The organism is Catenulispora acidiphila DSM 44928, from assembly GCF_000024025.1.
GTDB lineage: Bacteria > Actinomycetota > Actinomycetes > Streptomycetales > Catenulisporaceae > Catenulispora > Catenulispora acidiphila.
Window position 1 is genome coordinate 1,476,125 of the sequence record NC_013131.1, and the last position, 23,614, is coordinate 1,499,738.

Sequence of the window (23,614 nt, forward strand, 5' to 3'; positions counted from 1 at the left end):
CGTGTTCTGTTTCGTTGGTTATGCGACCCTTCCTGACGAAACCTGCCTCCCGGAACAGCCGCCTTGATCTTCCCCACCGTGCAGTTCGCGCTGTTCTTCGCCGTCGTGCTGCCGCTGTCCTGGGCCTTGATGCCTCGGCAGCGCTTGTGGCGGCCGTTCATCCTCGCCGCGTCGTACTACTTCTACGCGGCTGCGGACTGGCACTACGTATTACTCCTTGCGGGCTCGACAGTGGTCAACCAAACCGCCGCCACAGTCATTGCCCGCCGGTCCTCCGCGAGAATCCGCAAGGCGGCGCTGATCACCGCGATCACCCTGGACCTCGGCACGCTAGGCGTCTTCAAATATCTGGACTTCTTCAGCGACTCCATCAGCAGCTCTCTGGGACTCTCCCTAGGGCTGCTCCATCTGGTCCTGCCTGTCGGTGTGTCCTTCTACACCTTCCAGGCGATCTCCTACGTCGTGGACGTCCACCGCGGACGCACCCCGCTGGCCAAGCCGCTCGACTACGCCATCTACGCGTCCTTCTTCCCGCACCTCGTCGCCGGACCGATCGTCCGCGCGGCGGAGTTCGTCCCGCAGCTGTCCAGCCCGCGCGACCCGAACAGCATCCCGGCCGGTCGCGCTTTCGGGCTGATCGCCGGCGGTCTGGTGAAGAAGATGGTCGTGGCCGACATGATCGGCACGAAGCTGGTCGAGCCGGTGTTCGGCACGCCGCAGGCGCACAACGGCACTGAAACGCTGATGGCGATCTATGGGTACGCGGTCCAGATCTACTGCGACTTCTCCGCCTACACCGATATGGCGATCGGTCTGGCGCTGCTGCTGGGCTTCCGCTTCCCCGACAACTTCGACCGCCCCTATACCGCGCGCTCCCTCCAGGACTTCTGGCGACGCTGGCATATGACGCTGTCCCGCTGGCTCCGCGACTACCTCTACATCCCCTTAGGAGGAAACCGCGGAGGGAGCTTTAAGACGTACCGCAACCTGATGCTCACCATGCTCCTCGGCGGTTTGTGGCACGGCGCGGCGTGGACGTTCGTCATCTGGGGCGGCATCCACGGCGCCGGCTTGGCGGTGGAACGTGCGTGGCCCTCCGTCGCGAACGCTATGCGTTTCCCTACTGGTATCCCCGCAAGGGTTCCCCAGCCTGTGAAGACCGCAGTGGCGCGCATCGTGACGTTCCACGTGGTCTGCCTTGCGTGGGTCTTCTTCCGCGCCCCGGATCTGAATACCGCGTTCGCTGTCCTCGGGCGGCTCTTCGCCGACGGACCGGGCACCGGCATCGTCACCCCGACGGTCGTCCTGATCATCGCCGCCGCGCTGGCCGTGCAGTGGCTGCCTAGGGGGACCGGCGCACGTCTGCGTACTGCGTTCGTCACCCTCCCGGTCTACGCGCAGGGCGTGTCGCTCGGGGCGCTGCTTCTGGTGATCGCCGCGGTGAGCGGGGGACAGGGCGTGGCGCCGTTCATCTACTTCCGGTTCTAGGCGCGAAGGAAGCGAGCAGTGTCCGAGGAGAACGAGCGCGAACCCGTCACGACCGCGCGCCAGGCGGGTCGGGTGATCCGCATCGCCCTGATCACCGCGCTGCTGCTGAACACCGCCGGCGTCGTGCGCGCCGGGCTCGGCATGGCGCCCGGACCGACCCGCGATCTCCTGCTGGACATCGCGCGTCCCCTGGACAGCATCGCCGGCGCCCTGGACCTGAACCGCCCGCGCACCTCGCTGGACGCCATGCTCGGCCACCGCGACGGCCTCACCGACGACGGTCACCGGACCCGTCTGGAGCAGGACGCCGACCGGCAGCAGCCGGTCGCCGAGCCGCCGCCTTCGGGAACACCGTCCGCGCCGACCGTGCCCGAAGGTCCAGGCGGTCCCGCCGCCGCTCCCGTCCCCGCAGGCGACCCCGAGCCCCGCCTCGCCCCGGTCGGCGCCGCGGTCCGCCACGCCACCGCCGCCGACCCGCTGCGCGTCCTGGTCACCGGCGACTCGCTCTCGGACTTCGACGGCCAGCAACTGGCGCGCCTGGTCGCCTCCGAGCACCTCCCGGCGAAGGTGCGCGTGCAGGCCCGCAACGGCACCGGGCTGACCCAGCCGTCGGTCTTCGACTGGTCGGACGAGGCGGCGCAGGACGCCGTCGCCTTCGACCCGGACGTGGTGGTCATGGTCCTCGGCGCGAACGACGGCTGGCCGCTGCGCGGCGCCGACGTCGGGTCGAACGCCTGGGACGAGGAGTACTCGCGCCGGGTGGAGGCCGTCACCCGCGACTTCATCGCCGGCGACCCGCAACGCCGCGTCTACTGGGTCGGCCCGCCGGTCCCGCGCTCGGCGCCCTGGATCCACATCTTCGCGCGCATCAACGACGCGGTGCGCGCGGCCGTGCCGAACGTCCCCGGGCTGCGCTATGTGGACGTCGCCGGACCGACCTCCGACCACGGCCGCTACACGGACTACCTGACCGACGCCGCCGGGAACCGGATCCTGGCGCGCCAGCACGACGGCATCCACTTCAGCTTCCCGGGCTCGGTCTTCCCGGCGCGGATCATCCTGGCCTCGCTGCTGGGGGAATACACACTGGGCTGACCGCCTTAGCGCTTACGGGCGGCGGTAACAGGCCGACCACTTCCGCGTGCCTTTCCGACCTCCGGGCGAACCCCGAAGGCCGGACGGTGGCGGGCCGATCACCGCCGCAGTTCCCCCAGCCCTTAGAATCGCAGCTAATCATGGCCGTATATCTGGATCACGCCGCGACGACCCCCATGCTCCCGGCCGCCGTCGACGCGATGACGGCACGGCTGGGCGTGACGGGCAACGCCAACTCCCTGCACGCCGCCGGCCGCGCCGCGCGGCGCGTGGTGGAGGAGTCCCGCGAGCAGATCGCGGAGGCGCTGGGCGCCCGGCCCTCGGAGGTCGTCTTCACCTCCGGCGGCACCGAGAGCGACAACCTGGCGGTCAAGGGCCTGTACTGGGCCCGCCGCGACGCCGACCCCCGCCGCCGCCGGGTGCTGGCGCCCAGGATCGAGCACCACGCGGTCCTGGACCCGCTGAGCTGGCTCGAGGAGCACGAGGGCGCCGAGATCGACTGGCTGCCGGTGGACAGCCTCGGGCGGGTGCAGCCCGACGCGCTGCGCGCCGCGATCGAGCGCGACCCGGACTCGGTGGCGCTGGCCACGGTGATGTGGGCGAACAACGAGGTCGGCACGGTCCAGCCGGTCAAGGAACTGGCCGGGGTCGCCCACGAGTTCGGCATCCCGATGCACTCCGACGCCGTGCAGGCGGTCGGTGCGCTGGACGTGGACTGGAGCGCCAGCGGCCTGTCAGCGATGACCTTCACCGCCCACAAGATCGGCGGTCCGATCGGCGTCGGCGCGCTGCTCCTGGGCCGCAAGACCCAGGCGGTCCCGGTGCTGCACGGCGGCGGCCAGGAGCGCGACGTCCGCTCCGGAACCCTGGACACCCCGGCCATCGCCGGCTTCGCCGCCGCGGTGGTGGAGACGGTGAAGGACCGCGAGGCCAAAGCCGAGACCCTGACCGCGCTGCGCGACGAGCTGGTCGCCCGGGTCCAGGCCGAGATCCCGGACGCGGTCGTGAACGGCGACCGCGGCGCCGGCACCGGCCTGCCCGGCATCGCGAACATGACCTTCCCCGGCTGCGAGGGCGACTCGCTGCTGATGCTGCTGGACGCCCGCGGCGTGGAGTGCTCGACCGGCTCGGCGTGCTCGGCCGGCGTCGCGCAGCCCAGCCACGTCCTGCTGGCGATGGGCGTCGACGGCGAGCCGGCGCGCGGATCGCTGCGCTTCTCCCTCGGGCACACCTCGACGAAGGCTGACGTGGACGCGCTGGCGGAGGCGATCGGGCCGGTGGTCGCGCGGGCGCGGGCAGCCGGGCTGAGCTGATAGAACCGGGGCATGACGAGCTTCGAGGTCACCCCGATCGGCACGGTCCGCAACGACCGGACGGACGTTCAGAACTCGGACAACTGGGGCGCCGTCCGCAGCACCATCGTCGTCGACGAGCGCTTCGGCGAGGCGTGCCTGCAAGGACTGGAGGGCTTCTCGCACGTGGAGGTCCTGTTCGTCTTCGACCAGCTCGCCGAGCGCGAGGACTACCGCGAGCCCGCGCCCTACCGCGGACGCGCCGACCTGCCGCCGGTCGGGATCTTCGCCGGCCGCGGTCCGCGCCGGCCGAACCGCATCGGCGTGACGTCCTGCGCCGTGGAGTCGGTCCGCGGGCGCGAGCTGACCGTGGTGGGTCTGGACGCGGTCTCCGGCACGCCGGTCCTGGATCTGAAGCCGGTGATGGCCGAGTTCCAGGCCGTGGACGTCCGCCAGCCGGCGTGGGTGAGCGCGATGATGGCGGACTACTTCCGCGACTGAGACGTGCGCTCATGTCCGTTTTAGGACAGTGCATTGACAGCCGGGCCACTAAAACAGAACTCTGATTCCTTGTCCGGTCATGTCGATGACGAATGAGGCATCATGCTTCGCAGGCGTTCGTTGCTCGCGCTCATCGCGGGTGTGCTGCTGTCCTTCCCGTCGCTGGCCGCCTGTCCCGCCTCCGCGTCCGAGGAGGCCGGGCAGAGCTGGGTGCAGGCCTCGATCACCGCGCAGCTCGCCCGCAAACCGGGCGGCGTGGTGGACGGGGACTCGATCTTCTACGCCAAGGAAGACGTGACGCTGACCTACAAGCCGGCGACCGTGCCGGGCAGCGCCGTGGCCGACGACTTCGCCGGGTGCAGCACCAACGAGGTGTGCGTGTACACCACGACGGACGTCATCTCCTCCGGCGTGCGGCTGAGCACCGGGTCGCTGTGGTGCCCGTGGGAGAACACCAACAACCTGCTCGACCTGCGCGACTACGGCCTGGCCGACCAGATCCGCGCGGCCGACAGCGAGAACGGCTGGTGGGCCGAGGGGATCTGGTCCAAGCTCGGGGTGCGCGGCAAGCAGTGGAAGATGGACCCGCACGGGATCCTCTCCAACCTGAGCACCACCAACATCACGTACCTGAACGTGTGCATCAAAGAGGGCGACCTGGAGTACTGAGCGTACTGAGCCGGCAGCACGCAATCAGTACTGGAATTCCAGTACTGATGGGGTCGGTTCCGCCTCAGGAAGCCGCCACCTCGGCCAACGGCACCGCCGCGTTCCGCAGCCGCGTCAGATCGACCGCCTTGCGGCCCAGGATCAGGTTCCGCACCTCGTCGACCACGTCCCAGACGTTGACGTTCATCCCGGCCAGCACCTTGCCGCCGGCCAGCCAGAACGCCATGTACGCCCCGGATCCCGGGTCGCCGCGGAACACCACCTCGTCGTAGCCCGAAGACGGGATGTGCCCGACGTACTCCATGCCGAGGTCGTACTGGTCGGTGAAGAAGTAGGGCAGCCGGTCGTACTTCAGGTCGGTGACCCCCATCATCGAGGCCGCGGCGACCTTCGGCTGGTTCAGCGCGTTGGCCCAGTGCTCGACCCGGATCGCCTCTTCGTAGAAGGGGTGCCAGGCGCTGGCGACGTCGCCGGCGGCGAAGACGTCCGGGTCCGAGGAGCGCAGTGTGGCGTCGACCACGACCCCGTTGTCGACCTCCAGCCCGGCGGCCTCGGCCAGAGCGGTGTTCGGCGCGGCGCCGACCGCCACCAGGATGTGGTCCGCCTCGATCTCGGTGCCGTCGGCGAGCCGGACCCGGGTGGCCTGCTCCACGCCGTCCACGTCCTGCAAAGTGAAGGAGTCCACGCCGACGCCCAGGCGCAGGTCCACGTCGTGCGCGCGGTGCAGCTCGGCGAACTTCGCGCCGACCTCGGGACCGAGCGCCCGCAGCAGCGGCTGCTCCAGCGCCTCCAGCACCGTCACCTCGACGTCCTTCTCGCGCGCCGCCGCCGCGATCTCCAGACCGATCCAGCCGGCGCCCACGATCGTCAGCCGGGAGCCGGGGATCAGCTGGTCCTTGGTGCGCTGGCTGTCCTCCAGGGTGCGGAAGTAGGACAGGTTCTTCGCGTCGCCGCCGGGGACGCTGAGCCGGCGCGGGGAGGAGCCGGTCGCCAGCAGCAGCTTGCCGTAGGGGAGTTCGGTGCCGTCGTCGAGGCGGACCACGTGCCGCTCGCGGTCGATCGCCGCCGCGGTCCGGCCCAGGCGCAGCCCGACCTGGTTCTCCACGTACCAGGAGCCGGACTCGTGCACGAAGACCTTGTCCCGCTCCTCCTTGCCCTGCAAGAAGCCCTTGGACAGCGGCGGACGCTCGTAGGGCAGGTCGTATTCGGCGCCGACCAGCTCGATCGGTCCGTCCCAGCCGTCCTCACGCAGCGCTTGCGCGGCCTTGGCGCCCGCCAGGCTCGCGCCGACGATGACCATGCTGTCCGTGTCCTGAGCGCCGCTCACGGCGTCCTCCACTCGTGGTAGCTGCCCCCGCGATATGACCCACCTCACAGTCAACCATTGCACGTACCCTTGAGGCATGCGTGTCTTGGCGGCGATGTCCGGTGGTGTCGACTCGGCGGTGGCTGCCGCCCGGGTGAGGGATGCGGGTCACGAGGTGACCGGCGTCCATCTGGCGTTGTCCCGGAACCGCCAAGCCCTGCGCGACGGCGCGCGCGGCTGCTGCACGATCGAGGACTCCCACGACGCCCGGCGCGCCGCGGACATGCTCGGCATCCCCTTCTACATCTGGGACATGTCCGACCGCTTCCACGAGGACGTGATCGACGACTTCGTCGCCGAGTACCAGGCCGGCCGCACCCCGAATCCGTGCCTGCGCTGCAACGAGAAGATCAAGTTCGCGGCGGTCCTGGACAAGGCGCGGGCGCTGGGCTTCGACGTGGTCGCCACCGGCCACTACGCGCGCCTGCTCGACGGCCCGCACGGCCCGGAGCTGCACCGCGCCGCCGACCCGGCGAAGGACCAGTCCTACGTCCTGGGCGTCCTGGACGCCGACCAGCTGGCGCACTCGCTGTTCCCGCTCGGCGACGACACCAAGCCCGCGGTGCGCGCCGAGGCGGCCGAGCGCGGTCTGTACGTCGCCAAGAAGCCCGACAGCCACGACGTCTGCTTCATCCCCGACGGGGACACCAAGGCCTATCTCGCCAAGACGCTGGGCACCAGCTCCGGTCCGATCGTGGACAGCGAGGGGCGGCGGGTCGGCGAGCACGACGGCGCCTGGGGATTCACCATCGGCCAGCGCCGCGGTCTGCGGATCGGCGACCCGGCCGGCGATGGTCGGCCGCGCTATGTGCTCGACATCTCGCCGGTCACCAACACGGTGACGGTCGGGACCGCCGAGGAGTTGGACGTCACCGGGCTGTCCGGGATCAAGTTGCGGTGGTGCGGACCGGAGTTCATTGGTCGGATCGAGTGTCACGCTCAATTGCGTGCGCACGGCGAGCCGGTGCCCGCGACGGCTGAGCGCAGCGGTCCGGATTCGATTGATGTCGTGCTGCACGAGCCGGTCCGTGGCCTGGCTCCGGGGCAGGCCGCAGTGCTTTATGACGGGACTCGGGTGATCGGATCCGCCACGGTGGCGCAGACCTCGCGGTGATGCGGTGAGAGGTAGCGGGGAGATAGTGGCGTAGACCTCATCGTGTACCAGCCAACCAAACCACGCTCACGTGCGTCGGTTAGGGTCGTAGGCTGAAAAACCCGATCCGACGTTCAAGGGGAGGGACCCCGATGGGTTCACGACGTACGCTCCTGGCGATAGCCGCGGTCGCCACTTCGCTCGCGGTGGTCACCGCGGGCTGCTCCGGCGGCTCCAAGTCGAAGCCGGCGGCGAGCGGCGGTACCTCGGCGGCCACTTCCGAAGGCGCCAGCCCGACCGACACGGTCGCCGCCGCGTTCCTGGCGGCCTGGCAGTCCGGCGACTACACCAAGGCCGGGTCCATGACGGACCTGCCGGACAAGGCCGGGCCGCGGCTGAAGCAGGTCATGGAGTCGCTGGCGCCCAAGTCCATCGTGCTGAAGCTGGGCTCGCAGGAGAACGCGCCCAGCTCGGCCGCCGGCTCCTCCTCCGCGTCCGGCTCGGCGACGCCGGGCGCGCCGAGCAGCCCGGCCACGCCGAACCCGCTGGCGAACGCGGTGCATTACGGCTTCGCCGTCACCGACACCTTCGACGACGGTCTGACGTGGTCCTACAACTCCACGATGTCGGTGCTGCCGCCGACCGGGAACGGCCCGGCGCTGGTGCACTTCGCCTCGGCGATCATCAACCCGCAGCTGAGCGCGGCCTCGAACCTGAAGGCGGTTCCGCCCTCGGTGCCGGTCGCCGACCGCTCCGGCGCGCCGCTGTCCGGGACGGACCACCCGAGCATCGCCAGCATCGTGACCAAGCTGGCGGTCGCCAAGCCGCAGAACGGGACCGAGCCCTCGCTGCAGATCCAGTTCGTCGACAACAACACCGGCACCCAGATCCCCGGCTCGAACACCGTCCAGCTCGGCGCGCCGAACGCGACCAGCGGGCTGCAGCTGGCCTCGACGATCGACTCCAAGATCCAGACCGCGGCGGAGAACGCCCTCAAGCCGTACCCGAACTCCGGCATGGTGGTGATCAAGCCCTCGACCGGCGAGATCCTGGCCATCGCGACCAACAACAAGAGCAACGTGAAGATGGCCTACACGGCCACCCGCGCGCCGGGCTCGACGTTCAAGACGGTCACCGCGACCGCGCTGATGCTCGGCGGCATGAAGCTGACCGACGGCGCGGACTGCACCCCGACCGCCAAGGTGGGCACCGAGGTCTACCACAACGACGAGGGCCTCGCGAACGGCTTCACCGGCGCGAACCTGCTCAGCGCCTACGAGCAGTCCTGCAACACCTCGTTCGTGAACGCCACGATCGGCCGCAACCTGGGGCTGGACAGCCTGTCCAAGACCGCCCACGACTACTACGGCATGGACCAGCCCTGGGACATGGGCGTCGGCTCGGCGACCTACTGCACCGGCGGCAGCCAGCAGGTCCCGGCCGCCGACACGCACAGCCTGCTCGCCGCCTCGGCCTTCGGCCAGGGCAAGATCACGATGTGCCCGCTGACCATGGCCTCGGTCGCCGCGACCGTCGCCACCGGCCAGTTCCACCAGCCGATCCTGATCCCCGGCTACCAGGCGCCGGCCAAGGCCCAGCCCCTCCCCGCGACCGTGGACGCCAACCTCCAGACCATGATGCGCGGCGTGATCACCAACGGCACCGCGACCTCCCTGGCCGGCATCGCCCCGACCCTCGGCGCCAAGACCGGCTCGGCCGAACCCAACAGCACCGACAAGACCGACTCCTGGATGATCGCCATGGACCCCCAGCACGACATAGCGGTCTCCGCCCTCGTCCTCAACGCCGGCTTCGGCAACTCCGCCGCCGGCCCGGCCATCGCCGCGATGATGAAGGCGGCCGGCTTGAGCTGAGCACGGCTGGCCGGCCTCGGCTGAGCTGATCGCAGTACTCGTTGATGCCCTGGGTTGCTTCGGCTGCCTGGGGCATCAGCGTTTCGCGCCGGTTCTACCTGAGCTGATTGCGCGCTGCGTCCTGATGCGCCGAGCCACATCGGTCGGCCATCCGGAGCCGAGCTGATCGCAGCACCTCATCGCTGCCTGGATGCCGCGCTGCCTTGCTGCCCCGCTGCCCGGCTGCCCGGCTGCCGCGCTGCCCCGAGCAGTGTCGCCGCCCCCGCCCCATCACCCGTCCGCGACCGAGCCCTCCGCCTCCAGCGGATCCAGCACCAGCTCGCCGATCTCGCCCAGCACCCTGATCTGCTCCTCGCTCAGCCGGTCGATCAGGTGGCGGCGCACGGAGGCGACGTGGCCGGGTGCGGCCCGCTCGATGGTGCGGCGGCCGTGGGGGGTCAGGACCACCAGGGAGCCGCGGGCGTCGCCGTCGACCTCCTCGCGGCGGACCAGGCCGCGTTGTTCCATGCGCGTGATGTGGTGCGAGAGGCGGCTCTTGGACCACTGCATGCGGGTGGCGAGTTCGCTGAGGCGGCGGCGGTCGTCGGAGGCGGTCAGGTTGGACAGGACGTCGTAGTCGGCTTCTGACAGCCCCGCCTCCTGCGCCAGGTCGCGGTTGATCGCCGCGCTCAGGAGGAGGCGCATGCGGCGGTAGGCCAGCCAGGCGCGCATCTCTTCGTCGTCCAGCCAGCGGGGTTCGGTCGCGGTCACGGGGTCAGTTTAGCGCTGTTGTTGACATGTCATCAATGATGGCGCAGGCTTGTTGACGTGTCACCGACCGAAAGGAGGTCTGCCATGACGGCATCTGTGCCGCGGCGCCTGGTCCAGTTGTTCGCCGGCCTCGTCCTGTTCGGCGCCAGCACGGCGCTGATGGTCGCCTCCGGGCTCGGCCTGGCGTCGTGGGACGTCCTGCACCAGGGACTGGCCCGGCACACCGGTCTGCCGCTGGGGCACGTCGTGATCGGCGTCGGCGCGCTGGTGCTGCTGGCCTGGATCCCGCTGCGGCAGCGGCCGGGGTTCGGCACGGCGGCGAACGTCGTCGTGGTCGGCCTCGCCGCCGACGCCACGCTCGGCGTCCTGCCGACGCCGCACGCCCTGGCGCCGCGCGCCGCGCTCCTGGTCGGCGGCATCGCGCTGAACGGCGTCGCCACCGGCCTCTACGTCGGCGCCGGGCTCGGCCCGGGTCCCCGCGACGGCCTGATGACCGGCCTCGCCGCCCGGACCGGCCGCTCGCTGCGGCTGACCCGCACCGGTATCGAGGTCGCGGTGCTCGCCGCCGGCTGGCTGCTCGGCGGGACCGTCGGCGTCGGCACGGTGCTCTTCGCCGCCGCCATAGGCCCGCTCGCGCAGTTCTTCATCGCTCGCTTCACTCTGAATCCCCCGGGAGACCGCCATGCCCCGCTTGCTCGTCATCACCAGCACGACCCGTCCCGGACGCGTCGGGACCGCCGTCGCCGACTGGGTCCTCGGCCTGGCCCGCGAGCACGGTGGCTTCGAGGTCGAACTCGCCGACCTGGCCGAGATCGGCTTGCCGTTCCTCGACGAACCGGATCATCCCTCTGAGGGCGCCTACATCCACGCGCACACCCGCGCCTGGAGCAAGACCGTCGAGGCCGCGGACGCCTTCCTGATCCTCGCCGCCGAGTACAACCGCGGGATCACCGCGCCGCTGAAGAACGCCCTGGACTCCCTGTACGCCGAGTGGGCCGCCAAGCCGGTCGGCTTCGTCAGCTACGGCATGTCCTCTGCGGGCCTGCGCGCGGTCGAGATGATCACGCAGGTAGCCGTCGCCCTCGGCATGACACCGCTGCCCGACATCGTCACCCTGCCGCTGCGGGAGGTGCAGGACGCCGACGGCCGGCTGATCCCGGGGGAGCGCAGGGAACGCGGCGTCCACGCGCTGCTGGAGGAACTGCGCCGCTATTCCGAAGCCCTCGGCCAGCTCCGCAAGCCCGCAGCCGCGTAAGGGAAACGGAAAGGGAAAGGGAAGATGGCAGCGAGAGTGTAAGAACCACCTCAGCTGTCGAACCGCACGAACAGCTCCCGCTGATCCGCCCCCGCCAACAGCGCGAGCAACGACAGCGACCGGATCAGCTGCCCGCACCGATAGGCGTCCCACCCGCCGTCCGCGGCTCCGTCAGCAGCCGCCCAGCGCTCGGCGAGCGCGTCCACGTCGTGGTCGCTCAGGTGCGCCAGCCGCGAGCCCAGCGCCCGCCGCACCGGCAGCAGCACCGTCCCGCCGGCGTCGTCAGGGCCCTCATGCGCCGGCGTGAGCACCGTCTCCCGCACCTCCGCGGGGTCGGTGCCGGTCACCAGCAGGTCCAGATCGATCAGCTGGGCCGGGTCCAGGTCGCCGGCCGGCACGGTGTCCAGGGCGGCCAGCACGGCCGAGGTGTCGGCGCGCGCCGCCGCGGCCGCCACCACCCGCAGTTCGTCGGGGCTCGCGGCGAAGAACACAGTCGGCACGGGACGGGCTCCAGGGAGGTCACGACGGTCACCGGGCGGCGAGCCGGGCTCTGAACAGGGCTGGTGCTGGTCACAATAGCGGCGACCTGGGCTCTCGGCTCGCGCATTCGACACCCTGCCGAGTGATGTCTCCCAGTGCGCGCCCCCGCCGCGGGACGGGCCGGGCCGCCGGAGGCCCGGAACGCACCGCCGAGCAGGTACCGGCCGCGCGCCGCTTCCCCTTGGCTACGCTCGTCCCATGCACCGACCCCCACGCGCCACCGGCATCGGCTCCCTGCCCGGCACCGACATCGGCGCGGCCCACCGTCTGGTCTTCGACGAACTTCCGGACCTGCCGCACCTGCCCGAACTCCCGGCGCGCGGCGTGGGCGCCGACATGATCGGCCGCGGCACCGCGCTGTTGGTCGACTTCCACGCCGAGGTCCAGCCGAGCGGCTGGCGGCTGACCGAGCGTCCCGGGCGCGACGCCCGGCGCGCGGAGTCCTTCCTGCGGCAGGACCTGGACTTCCTGGAGGAGAACGCGCAGGAGTTCACCCAGACCCTGAAGGTGCAGGCCGTCGGGCCCTGGACCCTGGCCTCGACCCTGGAGCTGAAATACGGCGACCGCATGCTCGCCGACCTCGGCGCGGTCCGCGACCTCGCGGAGTCCCTGACCGAGGGTCTGAAGGAGCACCTCGCCGAGTTGCGCAAGCGCGTGCCCCGAGCCGCGACCCTCCTGCTCCAGCTCGACGAGCCGGCGCTGCCCGGCGTCCTGAAGGGCACCGTGCCGACCGCCAGCGGCTTCGGCAGGCTGCGCGCGGTCGAGGAGCCCGTGGCGCGCGAACTGCTGGCCGGGGTGCTCAAGGCCGCGCGCGACGCCGGCGCCGAGACCTCTGTGCACTGCTGCGCCCCCGACGTCCCGATCGAGCTGCTGCGCCACGCCGGCGCCGGCCACATCTCCTTCGACGCGAGCCGGATCGAGACCGAGACCGCGCGCGACGAGCAGCTCGGCGAGGCGATCGAGGCCGGCGTCGGGCTGATGCTCGGCGTGGTGCCCGCGACCGACCCGGGCCGCGCGCCGGAGGTCACCCGGCTGCTGGACAAGGTCTTGTCGCTGACCCGGCTGGGCTTCTCGCCGGCGCAGCTGGCCGAGGCCACGACGATCACCCCGACCTGCGGTCTGGCCGGCGCCACCCCGCCGTGGGCCCGCCAGGCGCTCGTCCTGGCGCACCGAACCGCCGACGCGTTGGCGGACAAAGCCTCCTGAACTGCGGGACTGTCAGTCCTGACCGATAGATTCTGACTGTCAAAAGCACCCCGAGCAGTGAGGTGACGCGTTGTCCGCCATGGATGAGACCACCGCCGCTACCCCGGCGCAGCAGCACGCGGCCCTCGCCGAGGAGATCGAGAACGCGCGCTACCGCTACTACGTGCTCGACGCGCCGACGATCAGCGACGCCGACTTCGACGTGAAGCTGCGGCAGCTCGAGGCGATAGAGGATGCCAACCCGGAGCTGCGCACCCCGGACTCCCCGACCCAGAAGGTGGCCGGCGCCTACGAGACCGAGTTCACCTCGGTCCCGCACCTGGAGCGCATGCTCTCGCTGGACAACGCGTTCACCGCCGAGGAGTTGCAGACCTGGGCCGACCGCATCGAGAAGGACCTCGGTGCGCTGCCGGAGCTGCTGTGCGAGCTGAAGGTCGACGGCCTGGCGATCAACCTGCTCTACGAGAAGGGCAAGCTCACCCGGGCCCTGACCCGCGGCGACGGCCGGACCGGCGAGGACATCACGCCGAACGCCAAGACCATCCAGACCATCCCGCAGACCCTGACCGGGACCGATGAGTTCCCGGTCCCGGAGCTGGTCGAGGTCCGCGGCGAGGTCTACTTCGCGGTCCAGGCGTTCGACGAGTGGAACGAGAAGATCCTCGCCGAGACCGGCCGCTCCTACGCCAACGCGCGCAACGCCGCGGCCGGCTCGCTGCGCCAGAAGGACCCGCGCGTCACCGCGCAGCGGCCGCTGTCGATGGTGGTGCACGGCATCGGCGCCAGGAAGGGCTTCACCCCGACCTCGCAGTCGCACTCCTACGAGGCGCTGCGGGCCTGGGGTCTGCCGACCTCCGACCGGGTCAAGGTCGTCAAGACCCTGAAGGACGTCCAGAAGTACATCGACTACTACAACAAGCACCGGCACGACGTCGAGCACGAGATCGACGGCGTCGTGGTCAAGGTCGACGCCCTGCCCATCCAGGGCCGCCTGGGCAGCACCTCCCGCGCCCCGCGCTGGGCCATCGCCTTCAAGTACCCGCCGGAGGAGGTCACCACCAAGCTGCTGGACATCCGGGTCCAGGTCGGCCGGACCGGCCGGGTGACGCCGTACGCGGTGATGGAGCCGGTCACCGTCGCCGGCTCGACGGTCCAGAACGCCACGCTGCACAACCAGGCGATCGTGGTGAAGAAGGGCCTGCTGATCGGCGACACCGTGGTCCTGCGCAAGGCCGGCGACGTCATCCCGGAGATCGTCGGCGCGGTCCAGGACCTGCGCGACGGCTCCGAGCGCGAGTTCGTGATGCCCGAGAACTGCCCCGACTGCGGGACCAAGCTGGCGCCGCAGAAGGAAGGCGACATCGACCTGCGCTGCCCGAACTCGCAGTTCTGCCTCGGCCAGATCCGCGAGCGCATCGACTTCATGGGCAGCCGCAACGCCCTGGACATCGAGGCGCTGGGCTATGAGTCGGCGGTCGCGCTGACCCAGCCGGCCGCCGGTACCGCGCCGGTGCACGACGAGGGCGATCTGCTGAGCCTGAAGCTCGAAGACCTCGCCGACCTCAAGATGCTCCAGTCCAAGCGCGGCGCGGACGCCAAACCCGGCGAGACCGAGCTGGTGCCGTACTTCTTCACCAAGGGCACGCCGAAGAAGCCCAGCGTCCCGACCGCCACCACCGAACTGCTGCTGCAGCAGCTGGAGCTGGTGAAGACCGACCGGCCGCTGTGGCGCTTCCTGGTCTCGCTGTCGATCCGGCACGTCGGCCCGACCGCGGCCCGCGTCCTGGCCCGCGAGTTCCCGTCCTTCGACGCCCTGGCGAACGCTACCGAGGAGGACCTCAAGGCCGCCAACGGCATCGGCCCGACCATCGCCACCGCGATCGTCGAGTGGTTCGCCGTGGACTGGCACCGCGCCATCATCGGCAAGTGGCAGGCGGCCGGGGTGGTGCCTGTTGTGGAGTCGCAGCCGGAAGGGCCGAGGCCTCTTGAGGGATTGAGCGTGGTCGTAACGGGCACATTGGCCGGATTCACCCGGGATGGTGCCGCCGAGGAACTCACCAGCCGGGGCGCCAAAGTGAGCGGTTCGGTGTCGAAGAAGACCTCGTTCGTGGTGGTCGGGGACAATCCGGGGACCAAGTACGACAAGGCGTTGAGCCTCGGGGTCAAGGTGCTGGACGAAGAGGGATTCAAGGTCCTGTTGGGGGACGGTCCCCAGGCCGCTGCCGATACAGTGACGGAAGCAGAGGCCTGACACTAACGCCTGGGCCCGGCGTCAAGACCAAGGCGAAACCTTTACGGTCCGTCTCTGGTCGGCGACGTTCTGATACGGCAATATGGCCGCGTCAGCCTGTTTGCCTGACGCGCACCGACGAAACCGGTACAGGAGGGCCCGCTCCATGCACCGACCATTCGAGCCGGACTACGGCCCGAAGGCCGATCCGGGACGTCTGTACGCCTTCGTCGCTTCCGTCGGCGCGGCCGGGGTCACCCTCCTGGCCGCGCTGTTGATCTTGAACTGGCGTGGTTCCGGGCCCACCACGCAGTCCTTGCCGGCCTTGCTGATGACCGTCTGTCTGGTCTTCCTCGGGGAACTGCGACCCCTGATGCGGTTGCAGCACACGAACCGCGAGGCCGCCACCACCACGGTGTTCACCATTGCCCTGCTGATGCTCGCCGGCTGGCCGCTGGCGGCGATGGTGCAGGCCGCGGCCTCCGTGGTGGGCGGGGCGGCCGGGCGCAAGACGTGGTGGCGCACGCTGTTCAACGTCTCGCAGTTCACGCTGTCCCTCGGCGCGGCCTGCCTGGTGCTGCGCTGTTTCGGCGTGGTCCCGACCCCGGACCGGCCGTGGGCGCCGAGCGTGACCTACCTGGCCGCGATCCTGCTGGCCGGCGTCGCCTACTTCGTGGTGAACCTGTTCCTGGTCTGGCAGGCGGTCGCGCTGTGGACCGGCGCGCCGCTGCGCGGCATAGCCTGCCGCGAGTGGCGGGTCGAGCTGCAGGTGGTCGGCGCCTCGGTGGTGCTGGCGCCGCTGATCACGGTGGTGATGCGGCACGAGCCGTATCTCATCGTGCTGTTCATACCGGTGCTCCTGGTCTTCTATCGCAGTGCCCTGGCTTTCGACGAGAGCGAGTGGCAGTCGCTGCACGACCCGCTGACCGCCCTGCCCAACCGCAAGGCCCTGCGCCGCCAGGCCGAGACCATGCTCGGCACCGACACGGTCGCGGGGAACGACGGCCGCTCCTCGCTGTACTCCACCGGCCGCGCCCCGGCCGCGGTGGCCGTCCCGCCGGGCAAGATCGGGTTGTTCCTGCTGGACCTCGACCGGTTCAAGGAAGTCAACGACACCCTCGGCCACGCCGCCGGCGACGAGCTGATCCGCGAGGTCGCGCAACGGCTGTCGGCGGCGGTCCGCGCCGAGGACATGGTCGCCCGGCTCGGCGGCGACGAGTTCGCGGTCCTGCTCCCGGGACTGCCGGACGTGGAAGCGGCGCAGCAGTTGGCGCAGCGCCTGCTGGACGCGGTCGCCGTCCCCTACCGGCTGCACGGCTTCAAACTCGACGTCGAGGCCTCCCTGGGCATCGCGCTGCACCCCGACGACGCCCGGCACTACGACGTCCTGCTGCGGCACGCGGACGTGGCGATGTACGAGGCCAAGCGGAGCAAGAAGGGCTACGTCCGCTACGACCCGGCCAAGGACCGCAACAGCCCGGACCGGCTCGGCCTGCTCAGCGATCTGCGCGAGGCGCTGGACGCCGGCCGGATCGAGGTGCACTACCAGCCGCAGGCCTCCTTCCAGAACGACCGCGTGGTCGGCGTCGAGGCGCTGGCCCGCTGGCGGCACGAGGCGCGCGGCGCGATACCGCCGGAAACTTTCGTGAAGCTCGCTGAATCCAGCGGTCTGATGGCGCGCCTGACCGAGTACATCCTCGACGTCTCACTGCGCCAAGCCGCGCAGTGGTGGCGCAGCGGCTACGGCGTGCCGCTGTCGGTCAACGTCTCCCTGCGCGACATCGAGTCCGCCGGCTTCGTGGAGATGGTCGCGCGCAAGCTCGCGCAGCACCGGGTCCGCCCCGAAGCCCTCCGCCTGGAGGTCGCCGAGCGCGTCCTGGTCGGCGACGCCCAGAGCGTCCGCGCGACCCTGATCGGCTTGTCCAAGCTCGGCATCCGGCTCTCCCTGGACAACTTCGGCACCGGCTACGCCTCCCTGCTGACCCTGCGCCGCCTGCCCTTCGACGAGATCAAGATCGACCGCTCCTTCGTCGGCGGCATCGGCTTCGACGCCGACGACGCCGCCATCGTCCGCTCGACCATCGACCTCGCGCACTCCCTGGGACTGCGCGTCGTCGCCGAGGGCGTCGAGGACTCCGCCACCTGGTCCACCCTCGACGACTACGGCTGCGACGAAGCCCAAGGCTGGCTGGTCTCCAAGGCCCTGCCCCCTGGCGAGATCTGCGCGCTGCTGGCGCTGCGGGTGCCCTCGGCGGCGCCGACGTCCTCCGGTCCCGCGTCCACGCCGGACCAGCTCTCCGCCTGAGGTCGGCTTCTCAAAACTCTGGTCTGCCCGGGGACTGCTTGAGCCTGAGCCCTTCCGGGCTCCCGAGCGGCTAGCGTACGCGCGTGGAGATCCTTCGTTACACCGCCTTCAGTTCTGATCCGGCCGGCGGCAATCCGGCCGGTGTGGTCCTCGACGCCCGCGGCACCGATGACGCCGCGATGCTTGCCGCAGCTGCGGAAGTCGGCTACTCCGAGACCGCGTTCTTGATGCCGACCGAGCAGGACCGCGTCATGGACGTGCGCTACTTCAGTCCGCTCGCGGAGGTCCCGTTCTGCGGACACGCGACCATCGCGACCGCCGTCGCCTACGCTGAGCGCCACGGCGCCGGCGACCTGATTCTGAACACCCGCGCCGGCACCGTTCCGGTCCACACCACCGCCGGGACCGCGGGCAAGCTGACCGCCACCTTGGTCAGCGTCCCGCCGAAGTCCCAGGACCTGCGCGGCCCGGTGCTGGCCGAGCTGCTCGCCATCCTCGGCTGGACCGCCAGCGACCTGCACGACGCCCTGCCGCCCCGCGTCGCTTTCGGCGGCGCCTGGCACCCGATCCTCGCCACGCCGAGCCGCTCCCGGCTCACCGAACTCGACTACGACATGGACGCCCTGCGCGCCCTGATGCTGCGCGAAGACTGGACGACCATCGACCTGCTCTGGCGCGAGTCGCCCGACGTCTTCCAGGCCCGCAACCCCTTCCCGGTCGGCGGCGTCTTCGAGGACCCGGCGACCGGCGCGGCCGCCGCGGCGTTCGGCGGCTACCTGCGGGAGCTGGACCTGATCCCGGTGCCCGCGACCGTGACCGTACATCAGGGTGTGGACATGGGACGGCCGAGCCTGCTGACCATCGGCATCCCCGCCGGGGACGGCGGGATCTCGGTATCCGGTACCGCGGTCGCTCTGGCGGGGTGACGCAGGGCCCGTAGTCTGTCTTTTGGAATCCGATCCAAAACCAGGGGGTGCTGTGACGAGCGGGGCGACCGAGAGCCATGCCGAGCCGGAGCTGCTGATCGCGGGACGCTACCGGCTGGCGGGCCGCCTCGGCGCCGGCGGCTACGGCCGGGTGTGGCGGGCCCACGACACCCAGCTCGGCGTGGACGTCGCGATCAAGGAGGTCGTCCTTCCCTCCGCTCTCGCCCCCGCCGCGCAGGACGAACGGCTGCGCCGCGCCGAACGCGAGGCCCGCAACGCCGCGCGCCTGCGCGGACACCCGCACATCGTCACCGTCTACGACGTCGTGGTCCAGGACGGCGTGCCCTGGACCGTCATGCAGCTGATCGAGGGGCAGTCGCTGGAGGACCGCGTCGCCGAGCACGGCCCGCTGTCCGAGGAACGCGCGGCCGAGGTCGCCAAGGCACTGCTGAAGGCGCTCGGCGCCGCGCACGCCGCGGGCATCGTGCACCGCGACGTGAAGCCCGCGAACGTCATGCTCGGCGACGACGGCGGCGTCCTGCTCACCGACTTCGGCATCGCGGTCCAGCAGGAGGACCCGGGCATCACCGCCACCGGCACGTTCGTCGGCTCGGTGGAGTACATCGCCCCGGAACGGGCCCGCGGCGAGGCCGCGCGGCCGGCCTCCGACCTCTTCTCCCTCGGTGCGACGCTGTACCAGGCGGTCGAGGGGATCCCGCCGTTCCACAGGGATTCGGCGGTCGCGTCGCTGACCGCGGTCCTCTTCGAGGAGCAGGCGGCGCCCCAGCACGCGGGACGGCTCGCCGGTCTGCTGACCGGGTTGCTGCGGAAGGATCCGGCGGCGCGCTTCACGATCGAGCAGGCGACGGCGGCGCTGGACGGAGCGCCGGTTCCAGAAGGTGTCGCCCCGACTGCCCCGACTGCGGTGGCCGACGTGGTGGGCTCGATCCCGACACAGTCGGCTTCGATACCGCTGCCGACCGACCTTCCGACTCCCCGCCGAGGCGACCTCCGGACCGACCTCCCGAGCGACCTCTCGACCAATCACCCAACCGCCTCACCCGCGACCGGCATCTTCTCCGACCCGACGCGGATCATCTTCCCGGCAGCGCTGACCGTGCTCGCGATCGCAGCCGTGTCCCTGCCGACGGTCAGCTACTACAACACCGAGCTGGCGAAGACCTTCCACTCCGGTGCGCTGGTGTCGGAGTTCAGCGGCACTCCGCGCCGCGTCACCGCCAGCGTGATCGAGGTGATCTCGCTCGTGGCGGCACTCGGCTTCCTGGCCGCGCTGACTCCGCGCACTCACGTGGCCGTCCGCGTACTCGGCTACATCGTGATCGCCATGGGAGTCGGCGTGGAGGCGATCCAGCTGGTGGGTAACGATGACGCGACCCTCCCCTACACGTTGACCCTGCGCGAGGAATGGAGCAACCACCGGTCTCCCGCCGTGGGCACGTGGTTCTACTGGCTGTTCCTCATAGCCCTGCCTGTCCTCTATATCGTCCGCGACATCCTGACCCGCCGAGCCCGCCGCCTCCGCCGCGCCGTCCCCGCCCCGTGACGGAAAGTCACCTGACGCCCCCGGACTAGGATGGCTACGGTTGTCCGATACCGCTGTCAACGATTCAGACAGAGTCCACACCGTAGGGATCCGCGCATATGCCCGCTATCACCCGTGAAGAGGTCGCCCACTTGGCGCTCCTGTCACGGCTCGACCTGTCCGACGACGAGCTGGCGCACTACGCCGAGCAGCTCGACGTCATCCTCGGTTCGGTGGCCCGCGTGAGCGAGGCCGTGCAGCTGCTCGGCCAGGGGCAGGACATCCCGCCGACCTCGCACGCGCTGCCGCTGGTCAACGTCACCCGGCCCGATGTCGAGCGGCCGTGCCTGGATCCGGCGGACGTGCTGGGCCAGGCGCCTGCCGCGCAGGATCAGCGATTCCGCGTGCCGCGCATTTTGGGGGAGGACTGACCGATGAGTAACAGGTTCGATGGTGAACTGACCAGGAGCACGGCCGCCGCGCTCGCCGGCGCCATCAGGAACGGCGAGGTCACCGCGACCGACGTGGCGCAGGCGCACCTGGACCGCATCGCGAAGGTCGACGAGAAGGTCCACGCCTTCCTGCACGTCGACGCCGAGGGCGCGCTGGCCAAGGCCGCCGAGGTCGACGCCAAGCTGGCGCGCGGGGAGCGGCTCGGCCCGCTGGCCGGCGTCCCGCTGGCGCTCAAGGACGTCTTCACGACCAAGGGCGTGCCGACCACCTGCGGCTCCAAGATCCTGCAGGGCTGGGTCCCGCCGTACGACGCGACCGTGACCCGGCGGCTGCGCGAGGCCGACATCGTCATCCTCGGCAAGACCAACATGGACGAGTTCGCGATGGGCTCCTCCACCGAGAACTCCGCCTACGGCGTCACCCACAACCCGTGGGACCTGACCCGCATCCCCGGCGGTTCCGGCGGCGGCTCCTCGGCCTCGCTGGCCGCCTTCGAGGCGCCGCTGGCGATCGGGACCGACACCGGCGGCTCGATCCGCCAGCCCGCCTCGGTCACCGGCACGGTCGGGGTGAAGCCGACCTACGGCGGCGTCTCCCGCTACGGCTTGGTCGCCTTCTCCTCCTCGCTGGACCAGGGCGGCCCGTGCGCGCGCACGGTGCTGGACGCCGCGCTGCTGCACGCCGTCATCGCCGGGCACGACCCGATGGACTCCACGTCCATCGACCTGCCGGTCCCGGACGTCGTGGGCGCCGCGAAGCTCGCGAACGTCGAGGGCATGCGCATCGGCGTGGTGAAGCAGTTCGACGGCGAGGGCTACCAGGAGGGCGTGCGCCAGCGCTTCCACGAGGCCGTGCAGACGCTGCGCGACCTCGGCGCCACGGTCGTGGAGGTGGACTGCCCCTCCTTCGACTACGCGCTGCCGGCGTACTACCTGATCGCGCCCTCGGAGTGCTCCTCGAACCTGGCGCGCTTCGACGCCATGCGCTACGGACTGCGCGTCGGCGACGACGGCGTGAACGGCGTCGAGGAAGTCATGGCCCTGACCCGCGAGGCCGGTTTCGGTCCCGAGGTGAAGCGCCGCATCATGCTCGGCACCTACGCGCTGTCCTCCGGCTACTACGACGCCTACTACGGCTCGGCGCAGCAAGTCCGCACCCTGATCATGCGCGACTTCGACCGCGCCTTCGCCGACGTGGACGTGCTGGTCTCCCCGACCACCCCGACCACCGCCTTCAAGATCGGCGAGCGCGCCGACGACCCGATGGCGATGTACCTGGCCGACCTGTGCACCATCCCGACCAACATGGCGGGCAACGCCGGCATGTCGGTCCCGGTGGGCCTGGCACCCGAGGACGGCCTGCCGGTCGGCCTGCAGATCATCGCCCCGGCCATGGCCGACGACCGCCTCTACCGGGTCGGCGCGGCGGTCGAGGCCGCGATGACCACCAAGTGGGGGCACCCGCTCATCGAGGAGGTGCCGTCCCTGTGAGCAAGAAGAAGAACGCGGCCAAGGCGCGCGGCACCTTCGGCACGCTGTTCGCGATCGGCAGCTCGGTGACCCTCGCCCCGGTCCTGGCGCGCCGGTTCAAGGAGGCGCGCGTGAAGGGCGACAAGCTCGCCCTCGCCGACGCCGCGGTCTCGGCGGCGGCGCTGACCGTGGGTGTGCTCCAGGTGCTGCGGTCCCGGCGCGGCGCAGGCAAGAACGAGTCTTGAGGTGGGCGGCTCGATGAACTGTGGTGGAGGGGTGCGATGATCATCACCAGAATCGAGATCGACGGCTTCAAATCGTTCGTTGATTTCAGCCTGGACCTGCACCCTTTCACTGTGCTCATCGGAGCTAACGCCAGTGGCAAGTCGAACGTGCTGGACGCGGTCCGTTTCCTCACGACGGCTGTCAGCGCGGATCTGCCTAGCGCTGTTTCGTCAGTGCGTGGCGATGGCGAGAGTTTGTTCCATCAGTACAGCGACGGTACGCGAGCACCGGAGATGCGCTTCGCTCTGGAGTTCTTGACCGATTTCGGGGAGCACGTAGGTAATCGCTGGCGGTACGAGGCGACGATCGGGCGCGGTGGCGCTGCCGCTGATCGGAGAATGCGCTATCTAAGTGAAGTCATCGAACGCCGTTTGGGTGCAGACCACTGGTTTGATTTTGTCGGGGCCTCAGGTCAGTTTCGCCAGCTCCATCAGCGGGACCAGGGTATGCGTCCCGATCAAGCTGTAGCAAAGCGGGGCCTGCGTAGATCGCTTCTTGGTATGACGCCGGTCATGTCTGATGGTAAGGAGGTCGCCTGGCTCACGGACCTTGCCCTCGGCCTCGAAGGCGTCAAGGTCTATCAGTTCGAGGGTTCTGCGCTCCGCCAGCTTTCATCGATGGCTGACGAAGGCCAGATGGCCTCTGATGGGGCTGGTCTGCCAGGCTATCTGCACAGGATTCGGGAGTCGACTCGGTCTGAAGACCACCCTGTTGGAGCGATGGCTGACGTTCAGTTGGAACTTCGCGGTCTATTGTCGGACGTGCCGCGTTTCGATGTCGTGGTTGACAATGTGCGTCGGGATATCCGCGTGGAATTCGCGGCACGCAACCAGCCGCCGTTCCCTGCGTCGGAAGCGTCGGACGGTACGCTCAGCGCGCTGGCGACTATTGCGGCACTCAACGACTCGGAACAGACCGCACCATTGCTGTTTGACGAGCCCGAGGCCTTTCTGCACCCGCAGGCGTTCCGCAGGCTGCTGCGTTTGTTGCGGGAGATGACCAGTGATCCTGGGAATGATGAGGCTGACTGGCCGTTGCGTCAGGTGGTCATCGCGAGCCACTCGGCCGAGATCCTCCGAGAAGTGCCGCCAGCACAAGTTGTCGTGACCAGCTTGGTCTCGCGAGTTGATCAGGGCAAGGTGAGTACCGTGACTGCGGTGCGTCGCGCGGGCCCGTCGGAGGCTCGCGACAGTAGCGCCGAACGGGCGCCGATGTCGCGGGAAGCCGTCGAGTCGTTCCGATCCGCTGGCAGGTCGGCGATCTGATGCCTCCTC

Annotated in this window: 20 protein-coding genes and 1 pseudogene; 18 read left to right on the forward strand and 3 right to left on the reverse strand. The window is 70.1% G+C overall.

Annotation, left to right across the window (positions count from 1 at the left end):
* Positions 1-63 precede the first annotated feature (63 nt).
* The 5 genes from CACI_RS06460 (at position 64) to CACI_RS06480 (ending at position 5,045) form a co-directional block, all read left to right on the forward strand.
* Positions 64-1,488, forward strand: a complete 1,425-nt coding sequence (locus CACI_RS06460; RefSeq protein WP_041540095.1) for an MBOAT family O-acyltransferase — start codon at positions 64-66, stop codon at positions 1,486-1,488.
* Positions 1,489-1,506: 18 nt separating this feature from the next.
* Positions 1,507-2,583, forward strand: coding sequence for an SGNH/GDSL hydrolase family protein (locus CACI_RS06465; RefSeq protein WP_012785520.1), 1,077 nt, complete (start codon positions 1,507-1,509; stop codon positions 2,581-2,583).
* Positions 2,584-2,723: 140 nt separating this feature from the next.
* Complete coding sequence (locus CACI_RS06470; protein ID WP_012785521.1) at positions 2,724-3,896, forward strand: cysteine desulfurase family protein; 1,173 nt, start codon at positions 2,724-2,726, stop codon at positions 3,894-3,896.
* Between the two features lie 12 nt (positions 3,897-3,908).
* The gene (locus CACI_RS06475; protein WP_012785522.1) at positions 3,909-4,376 is read left to right on the forward strand and encodes an SAM-dependent methyltransferase; all 468 of its coding nucleotides are present in this window, start codon (positions 3,909-3,911) and stop codon (positions 4,374-4,376) included.
* A gap of 102 nt (positions 4,377-4,478) precedes the next feature.
* Complete coding sequence (locus CACI_RS06480; RefSeq protein ID WP_012785523.1) at positions 4,479-5,045, forward strand: hypothetical protein; 567 nt, start codon at positions 4,479-4,481, stop codon at positions 5,043-5,045.
* A gap of 64 nt (positions 5,046-5,109) precedes the next feature.
* Here the strand turns inward: CACI_RS06480 and CACI_RS06485 are convergent, their stop codons facing one another.
* Positions 5,110-6,372: an NAD(P)/FAD-dependent oxidoreductase gene (locus CACI_RS06485; protein ID WP_012785524.1), complete on the reverse strand. Its 1,263-nt coding sequence runs from the start codon at positions 6,370-6,372 to the stop codon at positions 5,110-5,112.
* 76 nt (positions 6,373-6,448) lie between these two features.
* Between CACI_RS06485 and mnmA the strand changes: the two genes are divergently transcribed.
* Positions 6,449-7,525: a tRNA 2-thiouridine(34) synthase MnmA gene (gene mnmA / locus CACI_RS06490; protein WP_012785525.1), complete on the forward strand. Its 1,077-nt coding sequence runs from the start codon at positions 6,449-6,451 to the stop codon at positions 7,523-7,525.
* A gap of 131 nt (positions 7,526-7,656) precedes the next feature.
* Positions 7,657-9,378, forward strand: a complete 1,722-nt coding sequence (locus CACI_RS06495) for a penicillin-binding transpeptidase domain-containing protein (RefSeq protein ID WP_012785526.1) — start codon at positions 7,657-7,659, stop codon at positions 9,376-9,378.
* Between the two features lie 270 nt (positions 9,379-9,648).
* On the opposite strand, the gene CACI_RS06500 is transcribed toward CACI_RS06495, so the two are convergent.
* The gene (locus CACI_RS06500; RefSeq protein WP_012785527.1) at positions 9,649-10,128 is read right to left on the reverse strand and encodes a MarR family winged helix-turn-helix transcriptional regulator; all 480 of its coding nucleotides are present in this window, start codon (positions 10,126-10,128) and stop codon (positions 9,649-9,651) included.
* 84 nt (positions 10,129-10,212) lie between these two features.
* On the opposite strand from CACI_RS06500, the gene yczE reads away from it, so the two are divergent.
* Both yczE and CACI_RS06510 read left to right on the forward strand, forming a co-directional pair.
* The gene (yczE, locus tag CACI_RS54090; protein ID WP_395994323.1) at positions 10,213-10,980 is read left to right on the forward strand and encodes a membrane protein YczE; all 768 of its coding nucleotides are present in this window, start codon (positions 10,213-10,215) and stop codon (positions 10,978-10,980) included.
* Positions 10,877-11,383: pseudogene (locus CACI_RS06510) on the forward strand (NADPH-dependent FMN reductase); the annotation flags it as partial. The gene yczE and the pseudogene CACI_RS06510, both read left to right, overlap by 104 nt.
* 50 nt (positions 11,384-11,433) lie before the next feature.
* Here CACI_RS06510 and CACI_RS06515 read toward each other — a convergent pair.
* Positions 11,434-11,883 carry a hypothetical protein gene (locus CACI_RS06515; protein WP_012785529.1) on the reverse strand — a complete coding sequence of 150 codons (450 nt, stop codon included), beginning with the start codon at positions 11,881-11,883 and terminating at the stop codon, positions 11,434-11,436.
* Between the two features lie 238 nt (positions 11,884-12,121).
* Here CACI_RS06515 and CACI_RS06520 point away from each other — a divergent pair, with 238 nt between their 5' ends.
* The 9 genes from CACI_RS06520 (at position 12,122) to CACI_RS06560 (ending at position 23,605) form a co-directional block, all read left to right on the forward strand.
* Complete coding sequence (locus tag CACI_RS06520) at positions 12,122-13,129, forward strand: methionine synthase (RefSeq protein WP_012785530.1); 1,008 nt, start codon at positions 12,122-12,124, stop codon at positions 13,127-13,129.
* Between the two features lie 79 nt (positions 13,130-13,208).
* A complete protein-coding gene (gene ligA, locus CACI_RS06525) occupies positions 13,209-15,380 on the forward strand; it encodes an NAD-dependent DNA ligase LigA (protein WP_012785531.1) in 2,172 nt (723 codons plus the stop codon).
* Positions 15,381-15,525: 145 nt separating this feature from the next.
* Complete coding sequence (locus CACI_RS06530) at positions 15,526-17,664, forward strand: putative bifunctional diguanylate cyclase/phosphodiesterase (RefSeq protein WP_012785532.1); 2,139 nt, start codon at positions 15,526-15,528, stop codon at positions 17,662-17,664.
* An 83-nt stretch (positions 17,665-17,747) separates the two neighbouring features.
* The gene (locus CACI_RS06535; protein WP_012785533.1) at positions 17,748-18,590 is read left to right on the forward strand and encodes a PhzF family phenazine biosynthesis protein; all 843 of its coding nucleotides are present in this window, start codon (positions 17,748-17,750) and stop codon (positions 18,588-18,590) included.
* A gap of 52 nt (positions 18,591-18,642) precedes the next feature.
* A complete protein-coding gene (locus tag CACI_RS45185; RefSeq protein WP_012785534.1) occupies positions 18,643-20,154 on the forward strand; it encodes a serine/threonine-protein kinase in 1,512 nt (503 codons plus the stop codon).
* A 98-nt stretch (positions 20,155-20,252) separates the two neighbouring features.
* On the forward strand, positions 20,253-20,564 hold the full coding sequence (gatC, locus tag CACI_RS06545) for an Asp-tRNA(Asn)/Glu-tRNA(Gln) amidotransferase subunit GatC (RefSeq protein ID WP_012785535.1): 312 nt from the start codon (positions 20,253-20,255) through the stop codon (positions 20,562-20,564).
* Positions 20,565-20,567: 3 nt separating this feature from the next.
* Positions 20,568-22,076, forward strand: a complete 1,509-nt coding sequence (gene gatA, locus CACI_RS06550) for an Asp-tRNA(Asn)/Glu-tRNA(Gln) amidotransferase subunit GatA (protein WP_012785536.1) — start codon at positions 20,568-20,570, stop codon at positions 22,074-22,076.
* Positions 22,073-22,300, forward strand: coding sequence for a hypothetical protein (locus tag CACI_RS06555; protein WP_012785537.1), 228 nt, complete (start codon positions 22,073-22,075; stop codon positions 22,298-22,300). The genes gatA and CACI_RS06555 overlap by 4 nt, the downstream gene beginning before the upstream one ends.
* 36 nt (positions 22,301-22,336) lie before the next feature.
* Positions 22,337-23,605 carry an AAA family ATPase gene (locus CACI_RS06560; RefSeq protein ID WP_012785538.1) on the forward strand — a complete coding sequence of 423 codons (1,269 nt, stop codon included), beginning with the start codon at positions 22,337-22,339 and terminating at the stop codon, positions 23,603-23,605.
* The last annotated feature ends 9 nt before the right edge of the window (positions 23,606-23,614 follow it).